The following is a 20,712-nucleotide window of genomic DNA, read 5'->3' as shown; positions in this document are numbered from 1 at the left end:
TCTCGGGCGATGCATAGCAAAGAGTGGGCCGATGTCCGGGACTGTCCGGAATTCGTTTCTCGCTCAGCGCCGAGCCGCGACGTGAAGCAATGGCCGAAGCTCCCGCAGGTGGCTGTCGATCCCGGCTTGAAGCTCGAAGGCGCTCGAGATATCGCTCAGACCGGTCAGGTCCGCATTGCTGTTGAGGCTGTCGTCGATCGCCCGCGCGAGGGCCAGCGAGTCGCCGATCGCAACGACCGATGACCGCGGAACGCCGGCGAGCAAATCGCGGGCTCCAGCGAAGCAATCGGTCGTGACGGCCGGAACATTGCACGCAAATGCCTCCAGCAAGGCGGCGGGCAACCCCTCATAATCGGACGAAAGCACGAACAGGCTGGCGCTTTGAAGCCATGGCAAGACCGAGGCGGCAAAGCCCGGCATATCGACCCGATTGGCAATTCCGAGCGAGGTCGCCAGTGCTTCGAGACGCGGACGCTCAGGCCCGTCGCCCACGATCGTCAGCCGGCTGTCGCGTCGTTCCACCAGCGCAAAGGCGCCAAGCAGAATATCCAGACGCTTTTGCGGCATCATCCGCGCCAGGGTCAGGATCCGCGCCGGCGGTGGCTTGCGACCGGGCTCTGCGCCGAACATCCCCGGCATCACATAAGGGTTGTTCACGACCGCGAACTTCCGCGTCGCGCGCGGGTACATCTCCACGAGCGCGTCCCGTTCGGCCTTGGTGAGGTTGAGGATGCGATCATAATTGGAAAATATGAAGCCGTAGAGGTGTCGGCGGTAACGCCTTCGGAGGAACCCCCGGTCGAAGGGCCGAACTACCGGATTGGTCGTCTTCAAGACATAAGACGGCCGGTCGCCACGCATGGGCAGCTTCGAAGACAGGCCCGTCACCAGCCCCATATTGTTGCTGCTGGCGAGTACCACCGAAGGCCGGGTCTCGGCGACGATACGACGGATAAAGCCGAGCCCCCGGACCAATTCCAGATGGCGCGATCCCATCGGGGGCCCGGCAGTCCAGCAACGAATCTCATCGCGCAATAGGCCGAACAGGGCAGACTCACCCTCGCCCTCGCCACGAAGGATGGCAATCCCGACCGGGATGCCGGCGCGGGCGAAGCCGTTGGCAAGATGGATCGCAACGCGATCGGCGCCGCCATAACTCAATCGATGGATGGTGATCAGGATTCCGTGCTCGAGTTTGCGGTCGGGTGGAGAAACCGCCGGCGGTGGATCGGAAGGCATCCTCATCCTCGATAGACGAAGTCAAAGGACGAACTCCACATCGGCTTGCCCCGACGAGCGCCTTTGACCGGCCGGCCGGATTGGGTAAGCACGCGTCCGGCTGACCCGGAGGCATGGATTTCTGGATTTGGAGAAGTGAGTTCAGGCTCGCAAGGACCGGCGGGGGCGAACCGGACGGGACATTTGACCGACGAAAAGCACATGATCACGACCGACGGCATCGTCGGGCGAATTTACGGAAATCTTGGAAAGCTGCTCGGCGGCAAGGCCGTCGCCGGGTTGATCAGCCTTGGCTATATGGTCATCGCGCTTCGCGCCCTTGGACCGCGGGACTATGGAGTCCTGATCCTCGTCCATACCTTTGCCATGACGGTCGGCGGAATCATCGAGTTTCCGGGCTGGCATGCGGTCGTTCGTTATGGCGCGCAGGCGATCGAGGCCGGCAACATTTCTCGGCTCCTGCGATTGTTGCGGCTGACCGCGATCGTCGAGACGGTGGGAGGCCTTCTGGCGATTGTGGTCGCGGCCCTGCTAGCGCCGTGGATCGGCCCCCGCCTCGGCTGGTCGCCGACCGCAATTGCGTTCAGCTTGCCCTACAGCCTGGCGGTGCTGGCGACGATTCGCTCCACGCCATCGGGCTATCTGCAGCTCGCAGGACGATTCGACCTGCTCGGAATCCACAACATGGTGGCCCCGGTCATCCGGCTCGCAGGATCGCTGTTAGTGCTCGCCCTGGGCGCAAAATTGCTCGGCTTCCTAATCGCCTGGCTGGTGGCGGCGCTCGCCGAATGGGTGACGATGTGGGGCTTCGGCCTGTGGGTCGCACACCACCGCCTTCCGGGCGAACAGCTATGGGGTTCGCCGCGAGGCGCTTTGTCCGAGAATGACAGCATCCGTCGCTTCATGATCGCCGCGAACATCGACATCACGCTCAGCGATCTTGCACCGCGGATTGCGCCTCTGGCGGTGGGCTGGATCCTCGGTCCAGCGGCTGCCGGCGTCTATGCCGTCGCCCAACGCGCGACTGCGGTTATTGTCCAGTCCGCCGGAATCCTCGGCCAGGCGGCCTATGCCGAACTTGCCCGGCTGGTCGCCGCCGGGGCCCACGCCCTCGCCGTCCGTCGTGCGGTCATCCGGTCGGTCTCGATCGCGATGATGGCTGCCTTACCCCTGCTAGTCCTGATCTTTCTGTTCGGACGGACGCTCGCGAGATTGCTGGGCGGCCCGGACTTCGAAATCGCGGGCGATGTCATGCCATGGCTGTTCCTCGCCCGAACGATCCTTTTGGTCGCGCCGCCGGCCAGCGCTGCGCTGGTTGCGCTGGGCAGGCCCGGGCTTTCCGTTCGCGCCAATTTGATCTGCTCGCTCGGTCTGCTCCCGCTCTTGCCGGTCATGATGACCGCCTTCGGGCTCGACGGGGCTGGCGCACACGCCCTCCTGCAGGGCGCGGCGACGGCGGCTCTGCTCGGCGGGTTCCTATGGCGCGAGAGTCAAAGCGATAGTCCGACCATGATCGATCAGCGGGCCGAACCAGAATGACGACGCCTCGTGCGGGAAAGACTACCGCGCTACGTCTTCAAGCAGGCGCCCCAGCAGGTTGAATTTCGAATGTGTGGAATAGCCGGCTGGTACAGGCGCAGCAGTCGCTTGGTACCAGCTGACCTCGTCAACGCCCAATGCGACGCGATCGTGCATCGGGGGCCTGATGATTCCGGCATCCTGACCGACGGTGATTTCGGCTTCGGGATGAGGCGGCTCAGCATCCTCGACATCGAACGCGGCCATCAGCCGATGTTCAGCCACGACGGGCGGTTGGCGATCGTCTTCAACGGCGAGATCTTCAATCATTTGGCGGTCCGCGAGCCCTTGATTGCCGCCGGCTATCCGTTCGCCAGCCACAGCGACACCGAGACCATTCTCGCGGCGTTCGAGACATGGGGAAATGAGGTCTGGGCGAAGCTCGAAGGCATGTTCGCGGTCGCGATCTGGGAACGGCGATCGCGCACTCTGACGCTGGCGCGCGATCCGCTCGGAATCAAGCCGCTCTATATTTCCGAACAGCATGGAGGCCTCAGCTTCGCGTCCGAGCTCAAGGCGTTGCGCGTCCTGCCGGACCATCGTTTCGAAATAAACGAGCGGGCCGTCCACGACTTCTTCAGCTTCGGCCATGTCCGTCGCCCACGTTCAATCTTTCATCAGGTTACGAGCCTCGATCCCGGCCATTTCATGACCCTCGGCGCCGAAGGGCCGAGTGAAGTGCGGTCTTATTGGCGCCCCCGCTTCCGGGCGCACCAAGGCTTGTCGACCGACGAATGGACCGAGCAGATGCGCTCGATGCTCCAGGCAACGACGGCGCGGCATCTGCAATCGGACGTGCCGGTGGCGGCATTCCTCTCGGGAGGCATCGACTCGTCGGCCGTGCTGTCCGCAATGACGATGGCGTCCAGCCGGCCGATCAAGGCGTTCACGATCGGCCATCCCGGCGCCAAGGTCGACGAAACCGACGCTGCGCGCCGGATCGCTGCCCATCTGGGCTGCGAGCATGTCGTCGCACCGCTGGACATGAGCGAATCGATCGACAGGCTGCCCCAAATTCTGGGCTGCTACGACGAGCCTTTTGCCGACATGGCGGCGATCCCGACCTGGTTTGCATCGAAGCTTGCCGCCCGGGACGTCAAGGTCGTGCTGTGTGGCGAGGGGGGGGACGAACTCTTCGCCGGCTACAAGCGGCATCGGAATGCGTACGCGCTCGAGCGCTTGCGGCCAGTCGTTGGGAAGGGCAGCACTCTCTCTGCGGTGATCAACGCAATCCCAGTCACCGGGTCGGAACGCCTGAACGTTGCCCGCCAGCGCGCGCGGCGCTTTGCCGAATTCGCCAGGGTGCCCGACGGCTACCAGCAATTCTTCGCGGCGACCCAGATCAGCAGCCGGGAGCTTCGCCATCGGACCTATTCGCCGGACTTCTGGCACCGGCACGAGCGGGAGGATTCATATCTCCCGCTGGAACTGGAATATTTTTCGGCTCCAACGGCGCCGCGAGCCTCGGCACTCGAGCAATTCCTGTTCGCTGATCTCAGCCTCAACCTGCCATCGGCGATGCTGACTAGGCTCGATCGAGCGAGCATGGCGCATTCTCTCGAAGCTCGGGTCCCCCTGCTGTCGCACAAGATGGTCGACTGGGCACTCACTGTCCCTGAGCAGATCAAGTTGCGGGGTCGGACCGGCAAGCTGATACTGCGGCGCGCGATCGCACCGTGGATCCCGAGGGACATTCTCGCACGGCCGAAACAGGGGTTTCAGATTCCGATGGCGGCGTGGCTTCGCGGCGGGTTTGGGGACCTTGCGCGTGACGTCTGGAGCGGGTCGGGTTTTGCCGACGCCGGTTATCTGGATCCTGCAGGGGTCGAGCTCCTGTTCCGGGAGCATGGCGAGGGTTCGGCGGATCACAGCCGGATGCTTTATGCTATCACCGCGTTTGGAATTTGGTGGCATGCCGAGCGATCGACCTTTGCCGGTTGAGCGCGCGCCTGGGCTGGGGTCCCGGATCAGCCTTGTTCTGCACAAGTTCAGCCGGGGCGGCAGCGATCGCGTCGCCGCCTATCTGGCCCGCGGGTTCGTCGACACCGGAATGTGCGTCGAATTGATCGTTTTCAGCCGCGGCGGCGAGGTCGAACAAATTCTCTCCGACATGGTGGGAGCCGATATTGAGATCCACTATCTCGGCCGCCCTAGCCCGTGGCGCGCGCTCGATCTCATCCGCGGTCTGCCGGGGCTGGTTCGGCACCTCCGCGACGCGAAGCCAGATGCCCTGATCTCGACGGCCAACAATATGGCACTCGTCACGGCGATCGCGCTCCGAATCGCGAGGCTCCGGCGTTGCCGGCTGATCCTCAAGACCACAAATCCGATCGCAACCTCCCGCCACCGGGGTATGGTCCGCGCCTTCCGCTTGTGGACCTACCGCACGATCTTTCGGTGGACGAGTGCTGTCTGGACCCTGAGCGAGGACGAAAGCGGGGAGATGCGCCAGGAATTCCCGGAATTCGCTACCTTGTTTGTCGACGTCGCGAATCCTTACGTCACACCGGAAATGCTCGCGAACCATCAGACCAAGGGTCCGCCGACGAGCGGCAGGACGATCGTCACAGTAGCCCGGCTGACCGCCCAGAAGCGCCTCGACCGGCTAATTGCGGCGTTCGCCAGGCTTTCGCACCCTGACACGAGGCTGCTGATCCTCGGCGAGGGCGAGGATCGGGCTTCTTTGTCTGCGCTCGTCGCGGAGCTTGGACTGCAGGATCGTGTCTCCATGCCCGGCTATGTCGAGGATGTGTCGCGCTCCTTGCATGAATCAGACCTGTTCGTACTTACGTCGGATTATGAGGGATTGCCGGCCGCGCTGCTCGAAGCGATGGCCGCCAACTGCCGGGTACTTTCGACCGACTGCTTTCCTGCAGCACGCAACTTGCTCGGGCATGCGACGGGTAGTGGGATTATCGAGGATAGCAAGCCGGCGGCACTCGCCAAGCTGATGGATCGCTACCTTGAGCTTCCGAGGCCAACAGATCTTAGAGGTATCGCCGAAAGCTATTCGATCGACAACGGCATTCGCAGTCACCTCAACGCCCTGCTGCCGCTTCTCTAGCATTTGGCGAAGCCAGTGCGGGTCTTGCCGCTCGTCTCCGTTAGCTCGATGTGCGGATTGGCTTCCTCTTCAACCACGACCAGATTCACCAGGTAGCGCACAGCCTGCCGATCGCGCTCGCGATGGCTAAGGCCCAACCGGGGAACGACGTCATCGTCGCGACCACCAACGCCAGGCTAAGAGCAGAAGCGGATCGCATCGTTGCCGAGGTCGGCGGCGCTGGCACTGTCCAGTTCGTCGACTTGCGACTGCGGAGCGCGATCAGCCGCGGCATTGCCGGACTGCTCAATCGCTACCTGCCGGCGGCCAAGCTTGCAATCTACCGAGATCACCTGCCGTTCTTTGCTTCACTCGATGCTCTCGTCGTGGCTGAGAAGACCTCGCTGATCCTGCGATCCCGCTATGGCCTCGATCGTCTCAAGCTGATCCATACCCGGCATGGCGCCGGCGACCGGGCGATCGGGTTCAACGCCGCAAGCGCCCGCTTCGATCATGTGCTGGTTTCGGGGCCGAAGGTCCGCGATCGGCTCATCGAAGATGCAGGCGTCGCCCCCGACGACATCTCGATGGTCGGTTATCCAAAGTTCGATCTCATTCCTAAGAAACCGTTCCGGCTGCCCCTCCAAGCCAACGGTCGGCCGACCGTCTTGTACAATCCTCACGTCTCGCCGCATCTCTCGTCCTGGTACCGCGACGGGCGGGGTGTGCTCGATTTCTTCGTCGAGCATCCGGAATACAATTTGATATTCGCGCCGCACGTGATGTTGTTCGAGCGACCGTTCGCGCTGACCATCGACAAGCTGCGAATAGATCGGCCCGGAGCGATAGCGGACAAGTACCGCGACGCTCCCAACATCCATATTGATCTCGGCAGTCGCCTATCGACCGACATGACCTATACGCTCGCGGCCGATCTCTATCTGGGCGATGTCAGTAGCCAGGTTTACGAGTTCTTGGTTCAGCCACGGCCGTGCATCTTCCTCAATTCGCACCGCGTGAACTTTGTCGGCGATCCCAATTACGCTCACTGGCAGGCAGGACAGGTCATCAGCGAACCGCTCGAGCTCGGCGATGCATTGGCCGACGCATCAGGAAGACAGCCCCAATATGCTCCCGTCCAAGACCGTCTGTTCCGGGAGAGCTTCGACCTGACATCGACTTCATCCTCAATCCGCGCAGTCCAGGCGATCATGAGTTTCGTCCGGAACTCATCTCCAGAAGTGGCGCCTCCGCACCCGCCTCCGCAACTTCACGACGAAACGCCGCGATGGGCCGCGGCATGATTGTCAGGCGAAATCTCGAGCCCACCGTCCGCAACTACCCCGGATCGCACGGGTGCCGGAGCTGAAAATGAGGCGAAACCGTCCGAAAGACTTCTCGGCGGCTGCATCCGGGCGACGGTCGGCGTTCGATGTGATCGCTGGGATTGCGGCGTTCTCCGGATTGTCACTGTTGGTGCTCGGTCTCGCCGAGCACCCTAGGCCCGAACGGCTTGCGATCGAGCTTGCTCTCACTGCTCCGCTCTTGAGTTCGATTGGCTGGAACTTGCTGGGCAACGCGCGACGCAAGCCCCTCGACAAATGAATCGCGATGTCATCCATCGGCTTCCTCGGTCGACGGTCGGATGAATCGCCCTCTCCTCAAAACGCTATATTGGGTTGCGGTCGGCTTCGCGGTGGGAGCACTCGCCATGCTCCTTCTATCGAAGGTCCGATATTACTGAGTTGGCCTCACAAGTCAGCGTTGACAGCGGCACGCCTCCGTCCGGCAATGATCCGCGCTGACGGCTGATGGAACGGCGGCTCACCCGATCTCTAGATTTGGCGCTCGCCGCTGCAACCCAGCCGAGATCACGACAATCAAAGCGAACGCGATATATATCCAAGCCAAGGTCGTAAGCGTGGCGATCTCGCGCGAGCTGTTGCCTTGCAGCAGGAAAGCGAGGAGCACCTGCAAAGTGAACAGGCCGGCCAGCAGGGCGGCGCCGAGGAGCGTCAGTCGTCGCTGAAGCAGCAGCGATAATGCAAAAGCTGATTGGGCAGCAGTCAGGAAGAACTCCTCATGCTGCCGGGCGCTCAGCGGTAGGCTCATCAGTCGGCCGGCGCCCAGGCTCATAGCGATCGGCAGCGCTCCGACGAGGAGGGTCCACTGGTTGATCTTGTCACTGATGAGCGCGATCAGCGCCGTGCCGGGCTTCGAGGCCAGAACGAATAGGACCGCCAAAATTAGCTCTGGTGTTTCGCCGGTGAGCGGCGCGACCCACTGGATCAGCAGGAAGCGATCCACGCCAAGCTGGCTGGCGCTGCCCAATATCGATTCCGCGAAGGGCTCGGCGGACACAACAATGATTGCACCGGCCATGATGCTAAGGACGGCGGTCCAGATCCATTGCGCGCGAGTGCTGAGTGTTTCGAGGGCCGCGGCCGGTCCCGGCTCGAACTCGTCCTCATCGTCATCGTCGTTGTCTGCATCGCCTGAAGCAGCAGCTGCGTCGCTGGCAACGCGCCAAATGTATCCCCCGAAAATGGCCAGCAGCACGACGAAGTCGATTAGGCCAATCGAGTCCTTCCACACGATGACGAAGCCATACGCTGTTGCGGCGGCGAGGAAGAAAAGCTCGACCTTGTTTGACTCCCGCAGGGGCACCGAGCGGCTACGTGAATAGGCCCAGTGCAGAATGACGACTAGGGACCAGCCGAAGCCGACGAGCAACCGATTGGCGCCGGTCATGTTTGCTGCCGCGTAGTGAGCATAGTCGCTGCCCGGCATCTGTCCTGCGCGAAAAGCCAGATAGATGTCGACAGCATACTCCGGCAGCACCGTGACCAGCGCGAGGCCGGCAATCATCAACCCCTGCGAAACCCGCTCCTCGGCCGCCTCGGCTCCCCAGGACAGCATGAAGCCCGCAGCGAGGATGGCAGTGCCGAACACGATTGCGCCCGCTATCGGCGCCAAGGCTTGGCCGCTCAGGCGAAACCAGATCGCCGGCAGCGCGGCGAAGATCGCGATCGATAGATAAACGAGGAAACGTCGCATATCGTCAGGCGGGCTCGGATGTTGGCGTTGGCTGGCGGGATACCCGACGCTCGGCAATGACCCAAAGCAACGCGGGCAGGAAGAGTAGCACGAGCGGCACGCCAGCGGTCAGCCCAAAGATAATCGCTGTCGCTAGCGGCTTCTGGAGGCCGGCGCCTTGTCCCAAGCCCAAGGCCAAGGGCGCGAGAGTCAGCACCGCAATCAAGGCGGACATGATGATGGGTCGGAGCCGCTTAGCGCCAGCAGTGCGCAACATTGGGAGCGCCGTAGGTTCGGCCGGATCAAGCTCAGCCAGGTAGAAGATGGCGAGTTCGGCGACCATACCGACTACCATGGTCAGCCCCATCAGCGCCGAAATGTTAAGCTCGATCCCGGTCACCCAAAGGCCAATCAGCACGGCCGCCGCTGAAAGGAGCACGGTCGCGATCACCGCTACAGTCCAATCCAACCGCTCGAAAAGGAATGTGATTAGCATCGTCGTCAGCAACATCGCGGCGGCGAAAACTAAGGCGAGGTCCAAAAAGCTCTTCTGCTGCTCGGCATACAGGCCACCATATTCGACGCGTACGGTCGCAGGCAGCTTGAGGGATGAGACAGTGCTTTTCACCTCCTTCATCGCCGACCCAAGGTCGCGCCCTTCGAGACGCCCAGTCACGGCGACGAACGATGCCAGGTTCTCGCGCTTGATCTGCTGCTGGCCGGGCTGGACCTCGATGGACGCGATCTGTCGCAGGGGAACCGCTTGCCCAGTCGTTGTCTTGAGCATCAGACCGCTGATCTCATCGGCGCGTGAACGAACGTCGGCCGGCCCTCGCACGCGAACGCCGACGAGCTGCTCCCCTACCCGCATTTGGGTCGCGACTGAGCCTGCGATCAACGCTTCGAGCTGTTTGGAGACGCTGTCCGGATCAAGGCCGACCTGTGCAGCGACACCGCGATTGACGCGAACGGTGATTGCGTCACCTGCGACCCGAAGGCCGTTAACGACCTCGACAACGCCTGGTATGCGTGAGACTGCGTTTCCGACGCGCAGGGCGGATTGGTTCAAGACCCTGGGATCATCCGAAAAGAGCTTCACCTCGATCGGCTGCGGCACCGCCGTCAGGTCACCGATGACATCGCCCATCAACTGGGTGGTTTCGATCTGAAGCCCCGGAACCTGCGTCTCAACCTTCTCGCGGATTTCGTTGATGACCTGCTCAATTGGACGCCTGCCGCTCGGCTTCAGTCGAATGAAAATGTCGCCTTCGTCAGCCTCCGTAAGGCCGCCGCCGAATTGCAGGCCCGTTCGACGCGAGTAGCCAGCGACGTCTGGCGTGCTTCGTATGATCTGCTCGACCTGGGCAAGTAGGCGGTTGGTGTCCGACAAGGCAGCACCGGATTGAGCCTTGTAGTCGAGGACGAAGCCGCCTTCGTCCATCTGCGGCATGAAGCCGGACGGCACGTTTCGGTATGCGACATATCCAATTAGCCCGAGCAAGGCGGCGGTCAGAGCGACGGCCAACACTGGCCGGGCGAAAGTTCGATCAGCGGCTTTGTCATACCCTCTAAACAGCCGGCCAACAAAGCCAGTCGCACGCTCGGCCTTTTCCGCGTCCTCCTCCCGAAGCCAGTGGGCAGCGACCAATGGGATGACGAAGCGTGCGTAGAGGAGCGACACGACCAGTGCGGCGACCATCGTCACAGCCAGCGCTTGGAAGAACCCGCCGGTTACGCCGCTGATGAAGGCAAGCGGCATGAAGACGATGATCGTGGCCGTGGTGGAGCCGAACAAGGGCCGGTTCATCTCAGCGGCGGCGGAAAGCAAATCGCGAACCGAGCTTCGGCCGCTTTCCTGCATCCGACGCATCATGTGCTCCAGCATCACTACCGCGTCATCCACGATAAGCCCGACGGCCGCCGCCATGCCTCCGAGCGTCATCATGTTGAAGCTGAGCCCAAACAGATAGAGCACCATGCTGGCGGCAGCGAGCACAGCGGGTAATGTCACCCCGGTGATGACCATCAGGCGCCAGCTTCTCAGGAAGATAAGGAGGACAATTCCGGCGAGGACTGCGCCCAGTAGGATTGCTTCGGCGACCGACTTGGCGGCTTCTCTGACCAGTTCGGATTGGTCGTAGTAAGTGGTGACGGTGATGTCGGCGGGGACGTTTGCAGTCTTGAGCTGCTTGTTCACATTATCGACGATCGCCACGGTATCGGCGGCCAGACTCTGGTGGACGTTGACGAGAACGGCGCTTCGACCGTTTGAGGTCACCTTGTTGAACAGGGGCTCTGCGGAGGGACGAACGGTCGCAACCTGGCCAAGCGTCACAATTCCCGCAACGGCCTGCTCGCCGGCCTTGATCGGCGTGGCTTCAAGGTCGTGGGAGGTAACGACAGGGTTTGAAACCATCACCAGGTAAAGCCGATGCCGATCCTCGATCCGTCCGACGCCGGTGAGGCTGTTTGCTGAGGCAAGCGATTGAGCGACGTCGGCAGGTGTCAGGCCCAATGGGATCAGCTTTGCCGGATCGATTTCAATCGAGAACTCGCGCGGAGCGCCGCCGAGCACCTGCACTTTGGCAACGCCAGGAACGCCAAGCAGAATTGGCTGAAGCCTCGACTGGGCGAATTGCCGCAGGCTGGCATCATCGCGCATCGTCGACGTGAGCGCAAAGCCGATCGCCGGGAACATTGTCGTGGGATCGGATCGGCGAATCTCAAAGGTTGTCCCGGCGGGCAACTCAGACTGGAGACTCGCCATTGCGCCCTGCACCGCTTGGGTGGCATCGACCATGTCCTGACCCCATTCGAAGGTCAGCGCTACGTCCGCCGAGCCGCGCGTTGTTATCGATCGAACTCTTGAGACGCCGGGGATCTCGCGCAGCGCAACTTCGATCGGCCGGGTGATCTGAATCGCCATTTGGGTCGGATCACGATCGCCAGCGTCAACGGTCACGACAACGCGGGGGTAATTGATCTTGGGGAAAAGGCCGACCGGCAGCTGGGATGCCGCGAAGATGCCGCCAAGCGTCAGTGCCATCACCGCTAGCCAGATCGTCCGGGAGTGCCGTTCGAGGGTGGCGATCACCGGATGCGAACCTTCATCCCGTCTTCGAGCGCCGTTCCACCTTGGGTTATGACGACCTCGCCGGCTGAAACGCCCCTCGTGATCGTAGCCCAATTGCTATCAGTTGATCCGACCGTGACGTTGCGCCTGTGCGCGATGTTCTTGACCACGACGAAGACGAATGGTTGCCCGCCATCGTCTAGTAAGGCGCTGTAGGGAACGACCAGTGCGCCACCGCCGTCTTTGAGCACGATTTGTCCATGCAACGGCTCGCCGGAGCCGATCAGTGCTTGCGGCGGCAGGCTGACGTAGATCGAGGCTAGTCGCGTTTGTGGATCGACGACTGGATCCACCGACGAGACCGGCAGTGAGAATGCGGCTCCGCCAGATGCTGGAGCAACGCGGACGACGCTGCCGGGTGTGATTGAGCGCGCCGTTGCGGGATCAACGCCGAACCGCCCTCGAATGCCCTGAGTTGCCGTGACTGTAGCGATGGTCGTTCCTGCTGCGACCAAAGCGCCGGGGCTGGACTCGACAGACGTAACCGTGCCCGATGTCGGCGCGACAAGACTCGTGGACTGGGACCTACGCTGCATACTCGATAGCGTTGCGGCGGCACTGGCTGCGGCCGCGCGGGCAGTCTCGACGTCTGCATTGCTGCTGAGTCCATCGGCCCGGAGTCGCTGCGCTCGCGCATAAGCATCACTGGTTTGCCGCACCTCCGCCAGAGCCTTGGAATAATCGAGCTGCGCGGACGGACTGGGCCGTAGGCGAGCGATAACTTGGCCCGCCGCCACGCGCGTTCCGGCCGGGGCATCGATTGCGACAACGGTCGATTCAATCGGCGCGGAGAGGCTACGCGATCCCGAGGCGCCTGCGTCCGCGGCTCCATAGACCTCGATTGTCCGAGGCACCGAACCACCGGCGACGCTCGCAACTGTTACAAACGCAACGGGAGTTGCTCCGCTGTCTTCGTCCGACGAGCGAGAGCATGCGCCGAGCAACAAGGCGATTGTCAGGATGGCTCGTTTCACTTGATCCAATCCTCCAGCGGAACGCCGGTCAGCAACTCCAGCGCAATGGTTTGCTCCTGAATGGCTTGCTCGACCTGGATCAGGGCGAGTTCCTTGTCCCGAACGGTGTCTCGCGCTGCCTGCGCAGCTGAAAGGGCTAGGTCGCCGCGACTGGCGGCACGCTCGCTTGCGTCGGCGAAACGACGAATACCGGGCAGATCGACAACTAATTGCGAGCGCTGGCGCCAGGCAAGGTCAAGGCCGTTGACCGCAGCCGCGATCTCGGCGCGAGTCTGGAATATGCGGTTCTCGAACTCTGCCTTTAGCGCCGAGCGCGTTGCGGTTTCGATCGCGATCTTCCCGCGATTCCCGTTCCATGCCGGCACCGTGAAATTGACAGCACCACCGACCAGTTTGTTGCCGCTCGTGTCTCGATTTGCGTTGACCGTCAGTTCGAGCTTCGGGAACTGCTCAAGAACCGCGAGATGCACGGCAGCTTCCTGGGATGCATACCCCGCGCGGAGCGCCTGCAAGTCCATCCGCTGAGCCTGAGCAATTTGGAACAACCGCTCTGAAGGTGGAGGAGGCGGCGGGAGCGCCGGGTCAGCCAACGCGATCGGCGTATCGGGCGGCAGGCCGAGTAGCTTCGTAAGCTCATAACTGGCCGCCCACGCATCCTTCTGCGTCGCTCGTAGCTGTTGTGCTGCGTCGAGCGCAGAAACTCGCGCCGTTTGCACCTGATCGCCTGGAAGGTCACCCCGCCCGGAAGCTCTCAGGATCCGTTCCAAGAGGCTGCGAGCGCTGTCATTTCGCGCTTCGCCGACTGCAAGCGCACGGGCGAGGCTACGAATGCGCACGGACTGGATGCGAGCCTGACCCGCCGTTTGCCATTCAGCCCAGGCAAGGTCGAGGCGCACTTGCCGTGCAGCCTCTTTCGCGCCTTCGACACGAACATGCCTGGTGCGGAGCGCATTGATCTCCTGCACCACGGAGGCGAGCAGGCTCGACAGGTGGTCCGGGCCCGAAAGAATTTTATCGAACTCAAACCCAACGGAAGGATCAGGCAGCAGGCGCGCGTCGAAAGCCTGCGCCTCGCTCACTCCCGCCCGTGCCCGTTGTGCTCGAAGATCTGGATTGGCGACGACGGTGATCAGCGAAACCGCGTTGAGGTCCAGCGGCTTCGACAAATCGACCGGAATCGGCCGCAGGTAGGGGCGATCGATTCTCGCGGTTTGTTGGGATAAGACGGTCCGGATAGCGGGCGAAAGCGCCGCGGTTCCAGAGCCTAGCGGGTTGGGCCGATACCCCGCGCACCCAGCCAACAAGTCAGCGGGAAGCAGGGCAACCAGCAGCACCGCAACGCGCGCTTGCCTACATCGTCGATCAATATTCATTGGAACCCTTGCCAAGTGAACGAAGTAGCCTCGCCCTTCCGGCGAGCTGTCGTTCATGCTTGGGGTGGACGCTCGGGTGCCGGTTCTTGGAGGCTCGTCGGAGGATCAAACACCGCCCCGTATTGAGTGCCGCGAGCAGGAGGAATTGCTGCGACAGCCTTCCCAAAGTCTTGCCTCAGGCTGTAGCCGGTTCGGGTGAACTGTCCGAAGAAGGCCCCAGCGCTGCATGCCTCCTCGGCCGGTCGGGCCGAGGGTGCGTCGTCGATTGATCCGACGACCAAGGGGCAAGATCGGCGCGAACCGTCGTCGGACGAATCGGCGTAGCGACTACTCTGAGCAATTGACGGGGAGAAAGCGCAAAGCAGCAGCGACAGCGCAAGAAGGACCTTCGCGCCCGTCTGCTTAAATGATGACAGCCCAGCCACCGATCAGTCCACCTATGCTGCCTCCGGCGAGTCTGTAACACGCATTTGCGCCAAAGGGTCAAGGAATGCGCATCGCTCAAGTAGCTGAACACGCTCCGTGTTTCCTGGCTGCAGGGGCTTGCAGGGAAATGAAGCGCTAATGCCCACTTCCCACCCATTTGCCGACTCCGATTGAGTGCATATGGCCCCGAACCACTCACTCCCTGCGGACATTAGTGGGAGTCTGAATGAACGCCTGGTTTCTGGTTGATCAGATGCGCCCGCAAACGACCGCTAGGGGCGCATTTCGGACATCCATCACATTCCATTCGACTTCGGGTGCAAGCCGAGCATTGGTGGTTGTGCGAGTCGGATCGGCGCTCGGCGCCAAGGCTTCGCCCGGTCGGGCTAACTGACCGGGCTTTGGGGGGTGGAAGCGGCATGGTGCCGCTTCGATGCCAGGAGACCACCCATGACCGATCAGACAATCGCCGCCACGAACGTCAAGCAGAAAACGGCTAAGTCGCGCGCGACCCGCAAGGGAAAGGCAAAGCTCAGCACCGCGCAGGCAAGCGCTTCGAAGCCAAGCTTGCGCAAGGGCCCGTCCGATCCAACCCCAGCAACCAAAAAGCCAACCAAGCGCGATCAGCTCGCTGCCATGCTGCTGCGCGATGAGGGCGCGACGATCGACGACATGACCGCTGCTACTGGCTGGCTCCCGCACACGGTGCGAGCGGCGATCACTGGCCTTAAGAAGCTCGGCTACGCAATCGACAGCGACAAGATCGATGGGCTGCGGACGTACCGAGCGGTCGAACCCAAGTGATCGACAGTCTTAACGACGAGCTGGCTGCGCTCCGGCGCGCCAGCCGCAAGCAACTGACCGACCGGTGGCGCGAGCTTTACAAGGCCGCGCCGCCAGCGGCGTTCACGCCCGACCTCCTCGCGCGTGGGATCTCCTGGCGGTTGCAGGAACGGGTGCTCGGCAGCTTGTCGAGTACTGCTCGGCAGATGCTCGGCTCAGGCGGTGAGCGACCGGGCCAGCGATCCTCGCCTCGCATGACCCTCCGCCCCGGCAATCGCCTCGTCCGCCGCTGGCGCGGCCGCACTTACGTGGTCGAGGTGACCGAGGCTGGACTGGTTTATGACGGAGAGCGACATTCCTCGCTCAGCGTCATCGCGGGCAAGATCACCGGGACCCGCTGGTCCGGCCCCAAATTCTTCGGGCTGGTCAAATGAGCCGGGTCTGCTGTGCCATCTACACTCGCAAGTCGAGCGAGGAGGGCTTGGAGCAGGAGTTCAACAGCCTCGATGCTCAGTATGAAGCTTGCAAGGCGTACATTGCCAGCCAGCGTCACGAAGGCTGGACTTTGGTTCGGGATCGCTATGATGACGGTGGCATATCGGGCGGAACGATGGAGCGGCCAGCGCTAAAGGCGCTGCTAGCCGATGTTGCGTCCGGCAAAGTCGATGTGATCGTTCTCTACAAGATCGATCGGCTCACCCGCAGCCTCGCGGACTTCGCCCGGATCGTCGAACAGCTCGAGAAGGCCAACGCCTCGTTCGTCAGCATCACCCAGTCGTTCAACACCAAGACCAGCATGGGCCGACTGATGCTCCACGTCTTACTCTCGTTTGCTCAGTTCGAGCGTGAGGTGGGCGCCGAGCGGGTCCGCGACAAGATCGCTGCCTCGAAGGCCAAGGGCATGTGGATGGGCGGAACCGTGCCGCTCGGCTACGACGCAGTCGAGAAGAAGCTGGTCGTCAATCACGCCGAGGTGGAGACGATCCGCGTCATCTTCGACCGCTTTGTCGCGTTGAAGTCTGTGCAGGCGACGCTGCAATGGGCCAAGCGCGAAGGCCTCGTCACCAAGCGCCGCGAGCGCAGCGGCAAGGTCATCGGCGGCAGGACGTTCGAATATGGCTCGCTCCGCTCCCTTCTATCCAACCGGCTCTACGTCGGCGAGATCGAGCATAACGGCCGGGTGCACCAGGGACAGCACGACGCGATTGTCGATCGCGCCATGTTCGAACGCGCACAGGAGATCCTTTCGAACCTCCGCAAGACAGCGGTCCGCGGACCCAAACTCGTCTCCGCCAGCCTGCTCCAGGGATTGATCGTCGACCGGCACGGAAGGACTATGGGGCCGGTTCATACGCTGCGGAACGGGCAGCGGTTCCGCTACTATGTCACTCACCCCAAGACGATGCGTGACGGTGATCCTGCGGCGTATCGGCTAGCTGCGGAATCCATCGAGGCCATCTGTTGCGCCCAGCTCGCCGACCACCTCGGCTCGGCGGTCGCTAGCGTCGATGCACACGCGAAGGTCGCGGAACGTATCGCAGTCCTTCAAGGCTGCGACGGCCGAGCCAAACGCCTACTGATCCTTGATCATCTCCGGAAGATCATCATCGGCGACGGTCTCGTCACTATCGAACTCAATGACGGGACCCGGCTGGAACGCTCGATCGACCGTATCCGCCACGGCAACGATGCCCGGCTGGTAATCGGCGCGACCGAGCAAGTTGAAGGTACCCGACCGGACCCGCAGCTGATTGTTCTGCTCCGGGATGCGCATCGCGCCAGGGCACTCGCCGAGGCCAGGTCAAACCTCGACCTTGATCGCCTGGCGAAGCTGTTCGGCCGGTCGACAGAGCGGTTCAAGCGGCTTCTCCGCTTGAGCTATCTCTCGCCGACTATCGTCGATGCGATCGTTGAGGGTCGGCAGCCACCCATGGTGACCAATCGGTTCCTCCAGAACATCGACGGCCTGCCCCTCGGTTGGAGCGATCAAGAGGCGATGCTGCTCGGCTGAAATGAGCCTTGTCCGACCTCACTCAAGACACAGTCTTTGGGCGAAAGAGAAAAAGCCGCAATTTCAGGCTAGCGACGGGGTGAGAAGACTTCTCTAGCATCCGGCAGCCCGATCACACACCGCGAAAAATGGCTGAAAACCGGTCATTATCTGACCGACAAAACCATCAAATTATCCGTTGTTCTCAACGACTTATAAGCTGGTGACCCCAACGGGACTCGAACCCGTGTTTTCGCCGTGAAAGGGCGACGTCCTAGACCGCTAGACGATGGGGCCGCTTCAGGAAGCGGGTCGCGGTTAGGCGAGCGGTCGCCGCCGGTCAAGCAAGCGCGGCGTCTTCAAGGTGCATCTCGGCCGCATTGCCGCCATTCCACTCGTCGCGCTTGATCGTTCCGGCCAGCCACCAGCGCTGATCGCCGGGCGAGGACAGGAGCGCCTGACCCAGCGGCGTCGCGGCGCTGCGGAAGGCAATCCACTTGAAGCTCTTGCCGTCGTCGCCGCAGCCGATGCCGCGCACGTGACCGTCGCCGACGATGCCGGTCTTCAGAAGCCGCACCGGGCCCGCGGCGACGCGCGGGCTGGGCCAACCAGCGCCATACGGGCCGGCCGTATCGAGCGCATCGCATAGGGCGGCAGCGACGCCGCCTGGCGCCAGTAGCGCGTCGAGCAGCAGGGCGCGATCTGCTCGCGACTGCTCCACGTCGCCGGCCAGTCGCTCGTTTATGAACGTGCGGAAAGCCTCCAGCCCACCCGCCGGCAGCGTCAGGCCCGCGGCCATCGCGTGCCCGCCGCCGGCAATCAGCAGCCCGCTTTCCTTGGCCGCGAGCACCGCTGCGCCCAGGTCGACGCCGGAGATCGAGCGGCCGGATCCCTTGCCAGTGCCGTCCTCGGTTTCGGCAATGACGATCGCCGGCCGGCCGAACCTTTCCTTGATCCGCCCCGCGACGATGCCGATTACGCCCTGATGCCAGCCGCCGCTCATGACGGTGATGACCGGCGCAGCGCCCTGCTCCCGTGCCTGCGCTTCGGCCTGCTCACAGACGAGCATTTCAATCGCGCGCCTCTCTTCGTTGAGCCGGTCGAGCTCGCTGGCGATGGTCCGCGCTTCCTCTGGGTCGGTGGCGGTCAGCAGCCGCACGCCGAGGTCGGACTTGCCGACTCGGCCGCCGGCGTTGATCCGGGGCCCCAGCGCGAAGCCGAGGTCGCGGCAGCTCGGCGGCTTCACCAGCCGCGCCGCTTCGGCTAGCGCCGACAGCCCGACATTCTGCCGCCCGGCCATGATTTTCAGGCCCTGCGTGACGAAGGCGCGATTGAGGCTCTTCAGGCGCGCGACATCCGCCACCGTCCCCAGCGCTACGAGGTCGAGCAGGTCGAGGATCTTCGGCTCCGCCAGAGCCTCGAAAGAGCCGCGTGCCCGCAACTCACGCAGCAACGCGACGCCGAGCAGGAACGCCATGCCAACCGCCGCCAAATGCCCGTGCGCCGCGCCGTCCGCGTGCTCGTCCAGCCGGTTCGGGTTGATCATCGCATAAGCGACCGGAAGCAGCGTCGCGCACTGGTGATGGTCGACGACGACCACATCCAGCCCGGCATCCGAGGCCTGTTGCAGCGCGTCGAACGCCTGCGCCCCGCAGTCGACGCATATCGCGACCCTGGCGCCTCGCTGCTGCAGCTCGACCAGCGCTTTGCCCGATGGGCCGTAGCCCTCCATCAACCGGTCGGGGATGTAGACGATCGGTTCCGCCCCCAGCCGCCGGAGCAGCAAGGTCAGCAACGCCGCGCTGGTCGCGCCATCGACGTCGTAATCGCCGAAGATCGCGATCGTCTCACCCTGCTGCACGGCGTCGGCGACGCGCCTGGCGCCCTTGTCCATATCCCTGAAGGACGACGGGTCGGGCAGGAAATCGCGGATGCGCGGATCGCGGTGGCGGGCAAGGTCGTCGCGGGCAACGCCGCGCGCCAGCAGCAGCTCGTCGACCAGCGCGTCCATGCCCAGGCCTGGGTCGGCCGTACGCCGCCAGCGCCAAGGCTGACCGCTTACCGACCGATCGATGTTGAGCGCCGCCTCCATCGATCCAAGGTAGGATCGGCGGATTCGCGGGTCTAGAGTCCGCGGTGCTCGAGGTCGCGATATTCTGTGGACACGCGGCGCACGGTGCCGGTGCTCGCCCGCATTACGACGCTCTCGGTCGTCGTCTTGTTGCCGCGCTTATGCACGCCGCGCAGCAGCGAGCCGTCGGTGACGCCCGTCGCGGCAAAGATGCAGTCGCCCTTGGCCATTTCGTTGACCGTGTAGACACGGTCGAGGTCGTCGATGCCCCAGCGGCGGGCGCGTGCCACTTCGTCGTCGTTGCGGAACAGTAGCTGCCCCTGGATCTGTCCGCCGACGCAGCGCAGCGCCGCCGCTGCCAGCACGCCCTCCGGCGCGCCGCCGCTGCCCATGTACACGTCGATGCCCGTGTCGGGATCGGCCGTGGCGATCACGCCAGCCACGTCCCCGTCCGGGATCAGCTTGATGCCGCAGCCCAGCGCCCGAAGCTCGGCGATAATGCAGTCGTGGCGATCGCGCTCCAGCACGCAGGCAATGATTTCGTTCGGCTCGACGCCCTTCGCCTTGGCGATCGAGCGGACATTGTCCGCCGGCGACTTGCGCAGGTCGATCGTGCCTTCCGGATAGCCCGGGCCGATGGCCAGCTTCTGCATGTAGACGTCGGGCGCATTCAGCAGGCAGCCGTTCTCGGCAATCGCCAGAACCGCCAGCGCGTTCGGGCCAGCATGCGCGGTCAGCGTCGTGCCTTCCAGCGGATCGAGCGCAATGTCGATCTTCGGCCCGCTGTCCGGGGCCGACCCAACCCGCTCGCCGATGTACAGCATCGGCGCCTCGTCGCGCTCGCCCTCGCCGATGACCACCGTGCCGTCCATCGGCAGTTCGTTCAGCGCCACGCGCATTGCTTCCACCGCAGCGGCATCCGCGGCATCATTGTCCCCGCGCCCGACCCAGCTCGAGGCCGCAATCGCGGCAGCTTCGGTGACGCGCACCATTTCAAGGACGAGGACGCGGTCGAGGACGTGGCTCGCGGTGGCGCGGTTCATGTGGCTGGATACTCCCGGAAAAC

At 63.2% G+C, this 20,712-nt stretch carries 14 protein-coding genes and 1 tRNA gene; 7 read left to right on the top strand and 8 right to left on the bottom strand.

Features of this window, described 5'->3' with window-relative positions:
- Positions 1 to 63: 63 nt before the first annotated feature.
- A complete protein-coding gene (locus QU596_RS10185; protein ID WP_308515406.1) occupies positions 64 to 1,239 on the bottom strand; it encodes a glycosyltransferase in 1,176 nt (391 codons plus the stop codon).
- Positions 1,240 to 1,422: 183 nt separating this feature from the next.
- Between QU596_RS10185 and QU596_RS10180 the strand changes: the two genes are divergently transcribed.
- The 4 genes from QU596_RS10180 to QU596_RS10165 all read left to right on the top strand — a co-directional run bounded on the left by QU596_RS10180 (position 1,423) and on the right by QU596_RS10165 (position 7,164).
- Positions 1,423 to 2,778, top strand: coding sequence for a lipopolysaccharide biosynthesis protein (locus QU596_RS10180; RefSeq protein ID WP_308515405.1), 1,356 nt, complete (start codon positions 1,423 to 1,425; stop codon positions 2,776 to 2,778).
- Positions 2,779 to 2,886: 108 nt separating this feature from the next.
- Positions 2,887 to 4,758, top strand: coding sequence for an asparagine synthase (glutamine-hydrolyzing) (asnB, locus tag QU596_RS10175; RefSeq protein ID WP_420030914.1), 1,872 nt, complete (start codon positions 2,887 to 2,889; stop codon positions 4,756 to 4,758).
- Positions 4,730 to 5,881: a glycosyltransferase gene (locus QU596_RS10170; protein WP_308515404.1), complete on the top strand. Its 1,152-nt coding sequence runs from the start codon at positions 4,730 to 4,732 to the stop codon at positions 5,879 to 5,881. The genes asnB and QU596_RS10170 overlap by 29 nt, the downstream gene beginning before the upstream one ends.
- A gap of 50 nt (positions 5,882 to 5,931) precedes the next feature.
- Complete coding sequence (locus QU596_RS10165; protein ID WP_308515403.1) at positions 5,932 to 7,164, top strand: hypothetical protein; 1,233 nt, start codon at positions 5,932 to 5,934, stop codon at positions 7,162 to 7,164.
- Between the two features lie 520 nt (positions 7,165 to 7,684).
- Here the strand turns inward: QU596_RS10165 and QU596_RS10160 are convergent.
- From QU596_RS10160 to QU596_RS10145, 4 genes are all read right to left on the bottom strand, one after another.
- Positions 7,685 to 8,917, bottom strand: coding sequence for a sodium:proton exchanger (locus tag QU596_RS10160; protein WP_308515402.1), 1,233 nt, complete (start codon positions 8,915 to 8,917; stop codon positions 7,685 to 7,687).
- Between the two features lie 4 nt (positions 8,918 to 8,921).
- Positions 8,922 to 11,990: an efflux RND transporter permease subunit gene (locus tag QU596_RS10155; protein WP_308515401.1), complete on the bottom strand. Its 3,069-nt coding sequence runs from the start codon at positions 11,988 to 11,990 to the stop codon at positions 8,922 to 8,924.
- A complete protein-coding gene (locus tag QU596_RS10150) occupies positions 11,987 to 12,883 on the bottom strand; it encodes an efflux RND transporter periplasmic adaptor subunit (protein ID WP_420030913.1) in 897 nt (298 codons plus the stop codon). Before QU596_RS10150 ends, QU596_RS10155 begins: the two co-directional genes overlap by 4 nt.
- Positions 12,884 to 12,999: 116 nt before the next feature.
- Positions 13,000 to 14,169, bottom strand: coding sequence for a TolC family protein (locus tag QU596_RS10145; RefSeq protein WP_308515399.1), 1,170 nt, complete (start codon positions 14,167 to 14,169; stop codon positions 13,000 to 13,002).
- Between the two features lie 1,083 nt (positions 14,170 to 15,252).
- On the opposite strand from QU596_RS10145, the gene QU596_RS10140 reads away from it, so the two are divergent.
- The 3 genes from QU596_RS10140 to QU596_RS10130 are packed head-to-tail and all read left to right on the top strand — an operon-like array spanning position 15,253 to position 17,596.
- A complete protein-coding gene (locus QU596_RS10140) occupies positions 15,253 to 15,606 on the top strand; it encodes a DUF3489 domain-containing protein (RefSeq protein ID WP_308515398.1) in 354 nt (117 codons plus the stop codon).
- Positions 15,603 to 16,019 (top strand): DUF2924 domain-containing protein, encoded by a 417-nt coding sequence (locus QU596_RS10135; protein ID WP_308515397.1) that lies wholly within the window; start codon positions 15,603 to 15,605, stop codon positions 16,017 to 16,019. Before QU596_RS10140 ends, QU596_RS10135 begins: the two co-directional genes overlap by 4 nt.
- On the top strand, positions 16,016 to 17,596 hold the full coding sequence (locus QU596_RS10130; protein WP_308515396.1) for a recombinase family protein: 1,581 nt from the start codon (positions 16,016 to 16,018) through the stop codon (positions 17,594 to 17,596). The genes QU596_RS10135 and QU596_RS10130 overlap by 4 nt, the downstream gene beginning before the upstream one ends.
- Positions 17,597 to 17,796: 200 nt before the next feature.
- On the opposite strand, the gene QU596_RS10125 is transcribed toward QU596_RS10130, so the two are convergent.
- The 3 genes from QU596_RS10125 to glpX form a co-directional block, all read right to left on the bottom strand.
- Positions 17,797 to 17,872 (bottom strand) — tRNA-Glu (locus tag QU596_RS10125).
- A gap of 43 nt (positions 17,873 to 17,915) precedes the next feature.
- A complete protein-coding gene (gene recJ / locus QU596_RS10120) occupies positions 17,916 to 19,667 on the bottom strand; it encodes a single-stranded-DNA-specific exonuclease RecJ (protein ID WP_308515395.1) in 1,752 nt (583 codons plus the stop codon).
- Between the two features lie 32 nt (positions 19,668 to 19,699).
- On the bottom strand, positions 19,700 to 20,689 hold the full coding sequence (glpX, locus tag QU596_RS10115; protein ID WP_308515394.1) for a class II fructose-bisphosphatase: 990 nt from the start codon (positions 20,687 to 20,689) through the stop codon (positions 19,700 to 19,702).
- Positions 20,690 to 20,712: the final 23 nt, after the last annotated feature.

This window comes from Sphingomonas flavescens (assembly GCF_030866745.1).
Classification (GTDB): domain Bacteria; phylum Pseudomonadota; class Alphaproteobacteria; order Sphingomonadales; family Sphingomonadaceae; genus Sphingomicrobium; species Sphingomicrobium flavescens.
Note: the sequence above shows the minus strand (reverse complement) of the source record. Positions and strands in the feature narration are given on the sequence as shown.

Excerpts from the sequence above, each read along its gene's own strand:
- recJ (WP_308515395.1), bottom strand. The coding sequence starts at position 19,667 with ATGGAGGCGGCGCTCAACATCGATCGGTCGGTAAGCGGTCAGCCTTGG.
- QU596_RS10140 (WP_308515398.1), top strand. The coding sequence starts at position 15,253 with ATGACCGATCAGACAATCGCCGCCACGAACGTCAAGCAGAAAACGGCT.
- QU596_RS10130 (WP_308515396.1), top strand. The coding sequence starts at position 16,016 with ATGAGCCGGGTCTGCTGTGCCATCTACACTCGCAAGTCGAGCGAGGAG.
- QU596_RS10160 (WP_308515402.1), bottom strand. The coding sequence starts at position 8,917 with ATGCGACGTTTCCTCGTTTATCTATCGATCGCGATCTTCGCCGCGCTG.
- QU596_RS10185 (WP_308515406.1), bottom strand. The coding sequence starts at position 1,239 with ATGCCTTCCGATCCACCGCCGGCGGTTTCTCCACCCGACCGCAAACTC.
- QU596_RS10170 (WP_308515404.1), top strand. The coding sequence starts at position 4,730 with ATGCCGAGCGATCGACCTTTGCCGGTTGAGCGCGCGCCTGGGCTGGGG.
- glpX (WP_308515394.1), bottom strand. The coding sequence starts at position 20,689 with ATGAACCGCGCCACCGCGAGCCACGTCCTCGACCGCGTCCTCGTCCTT.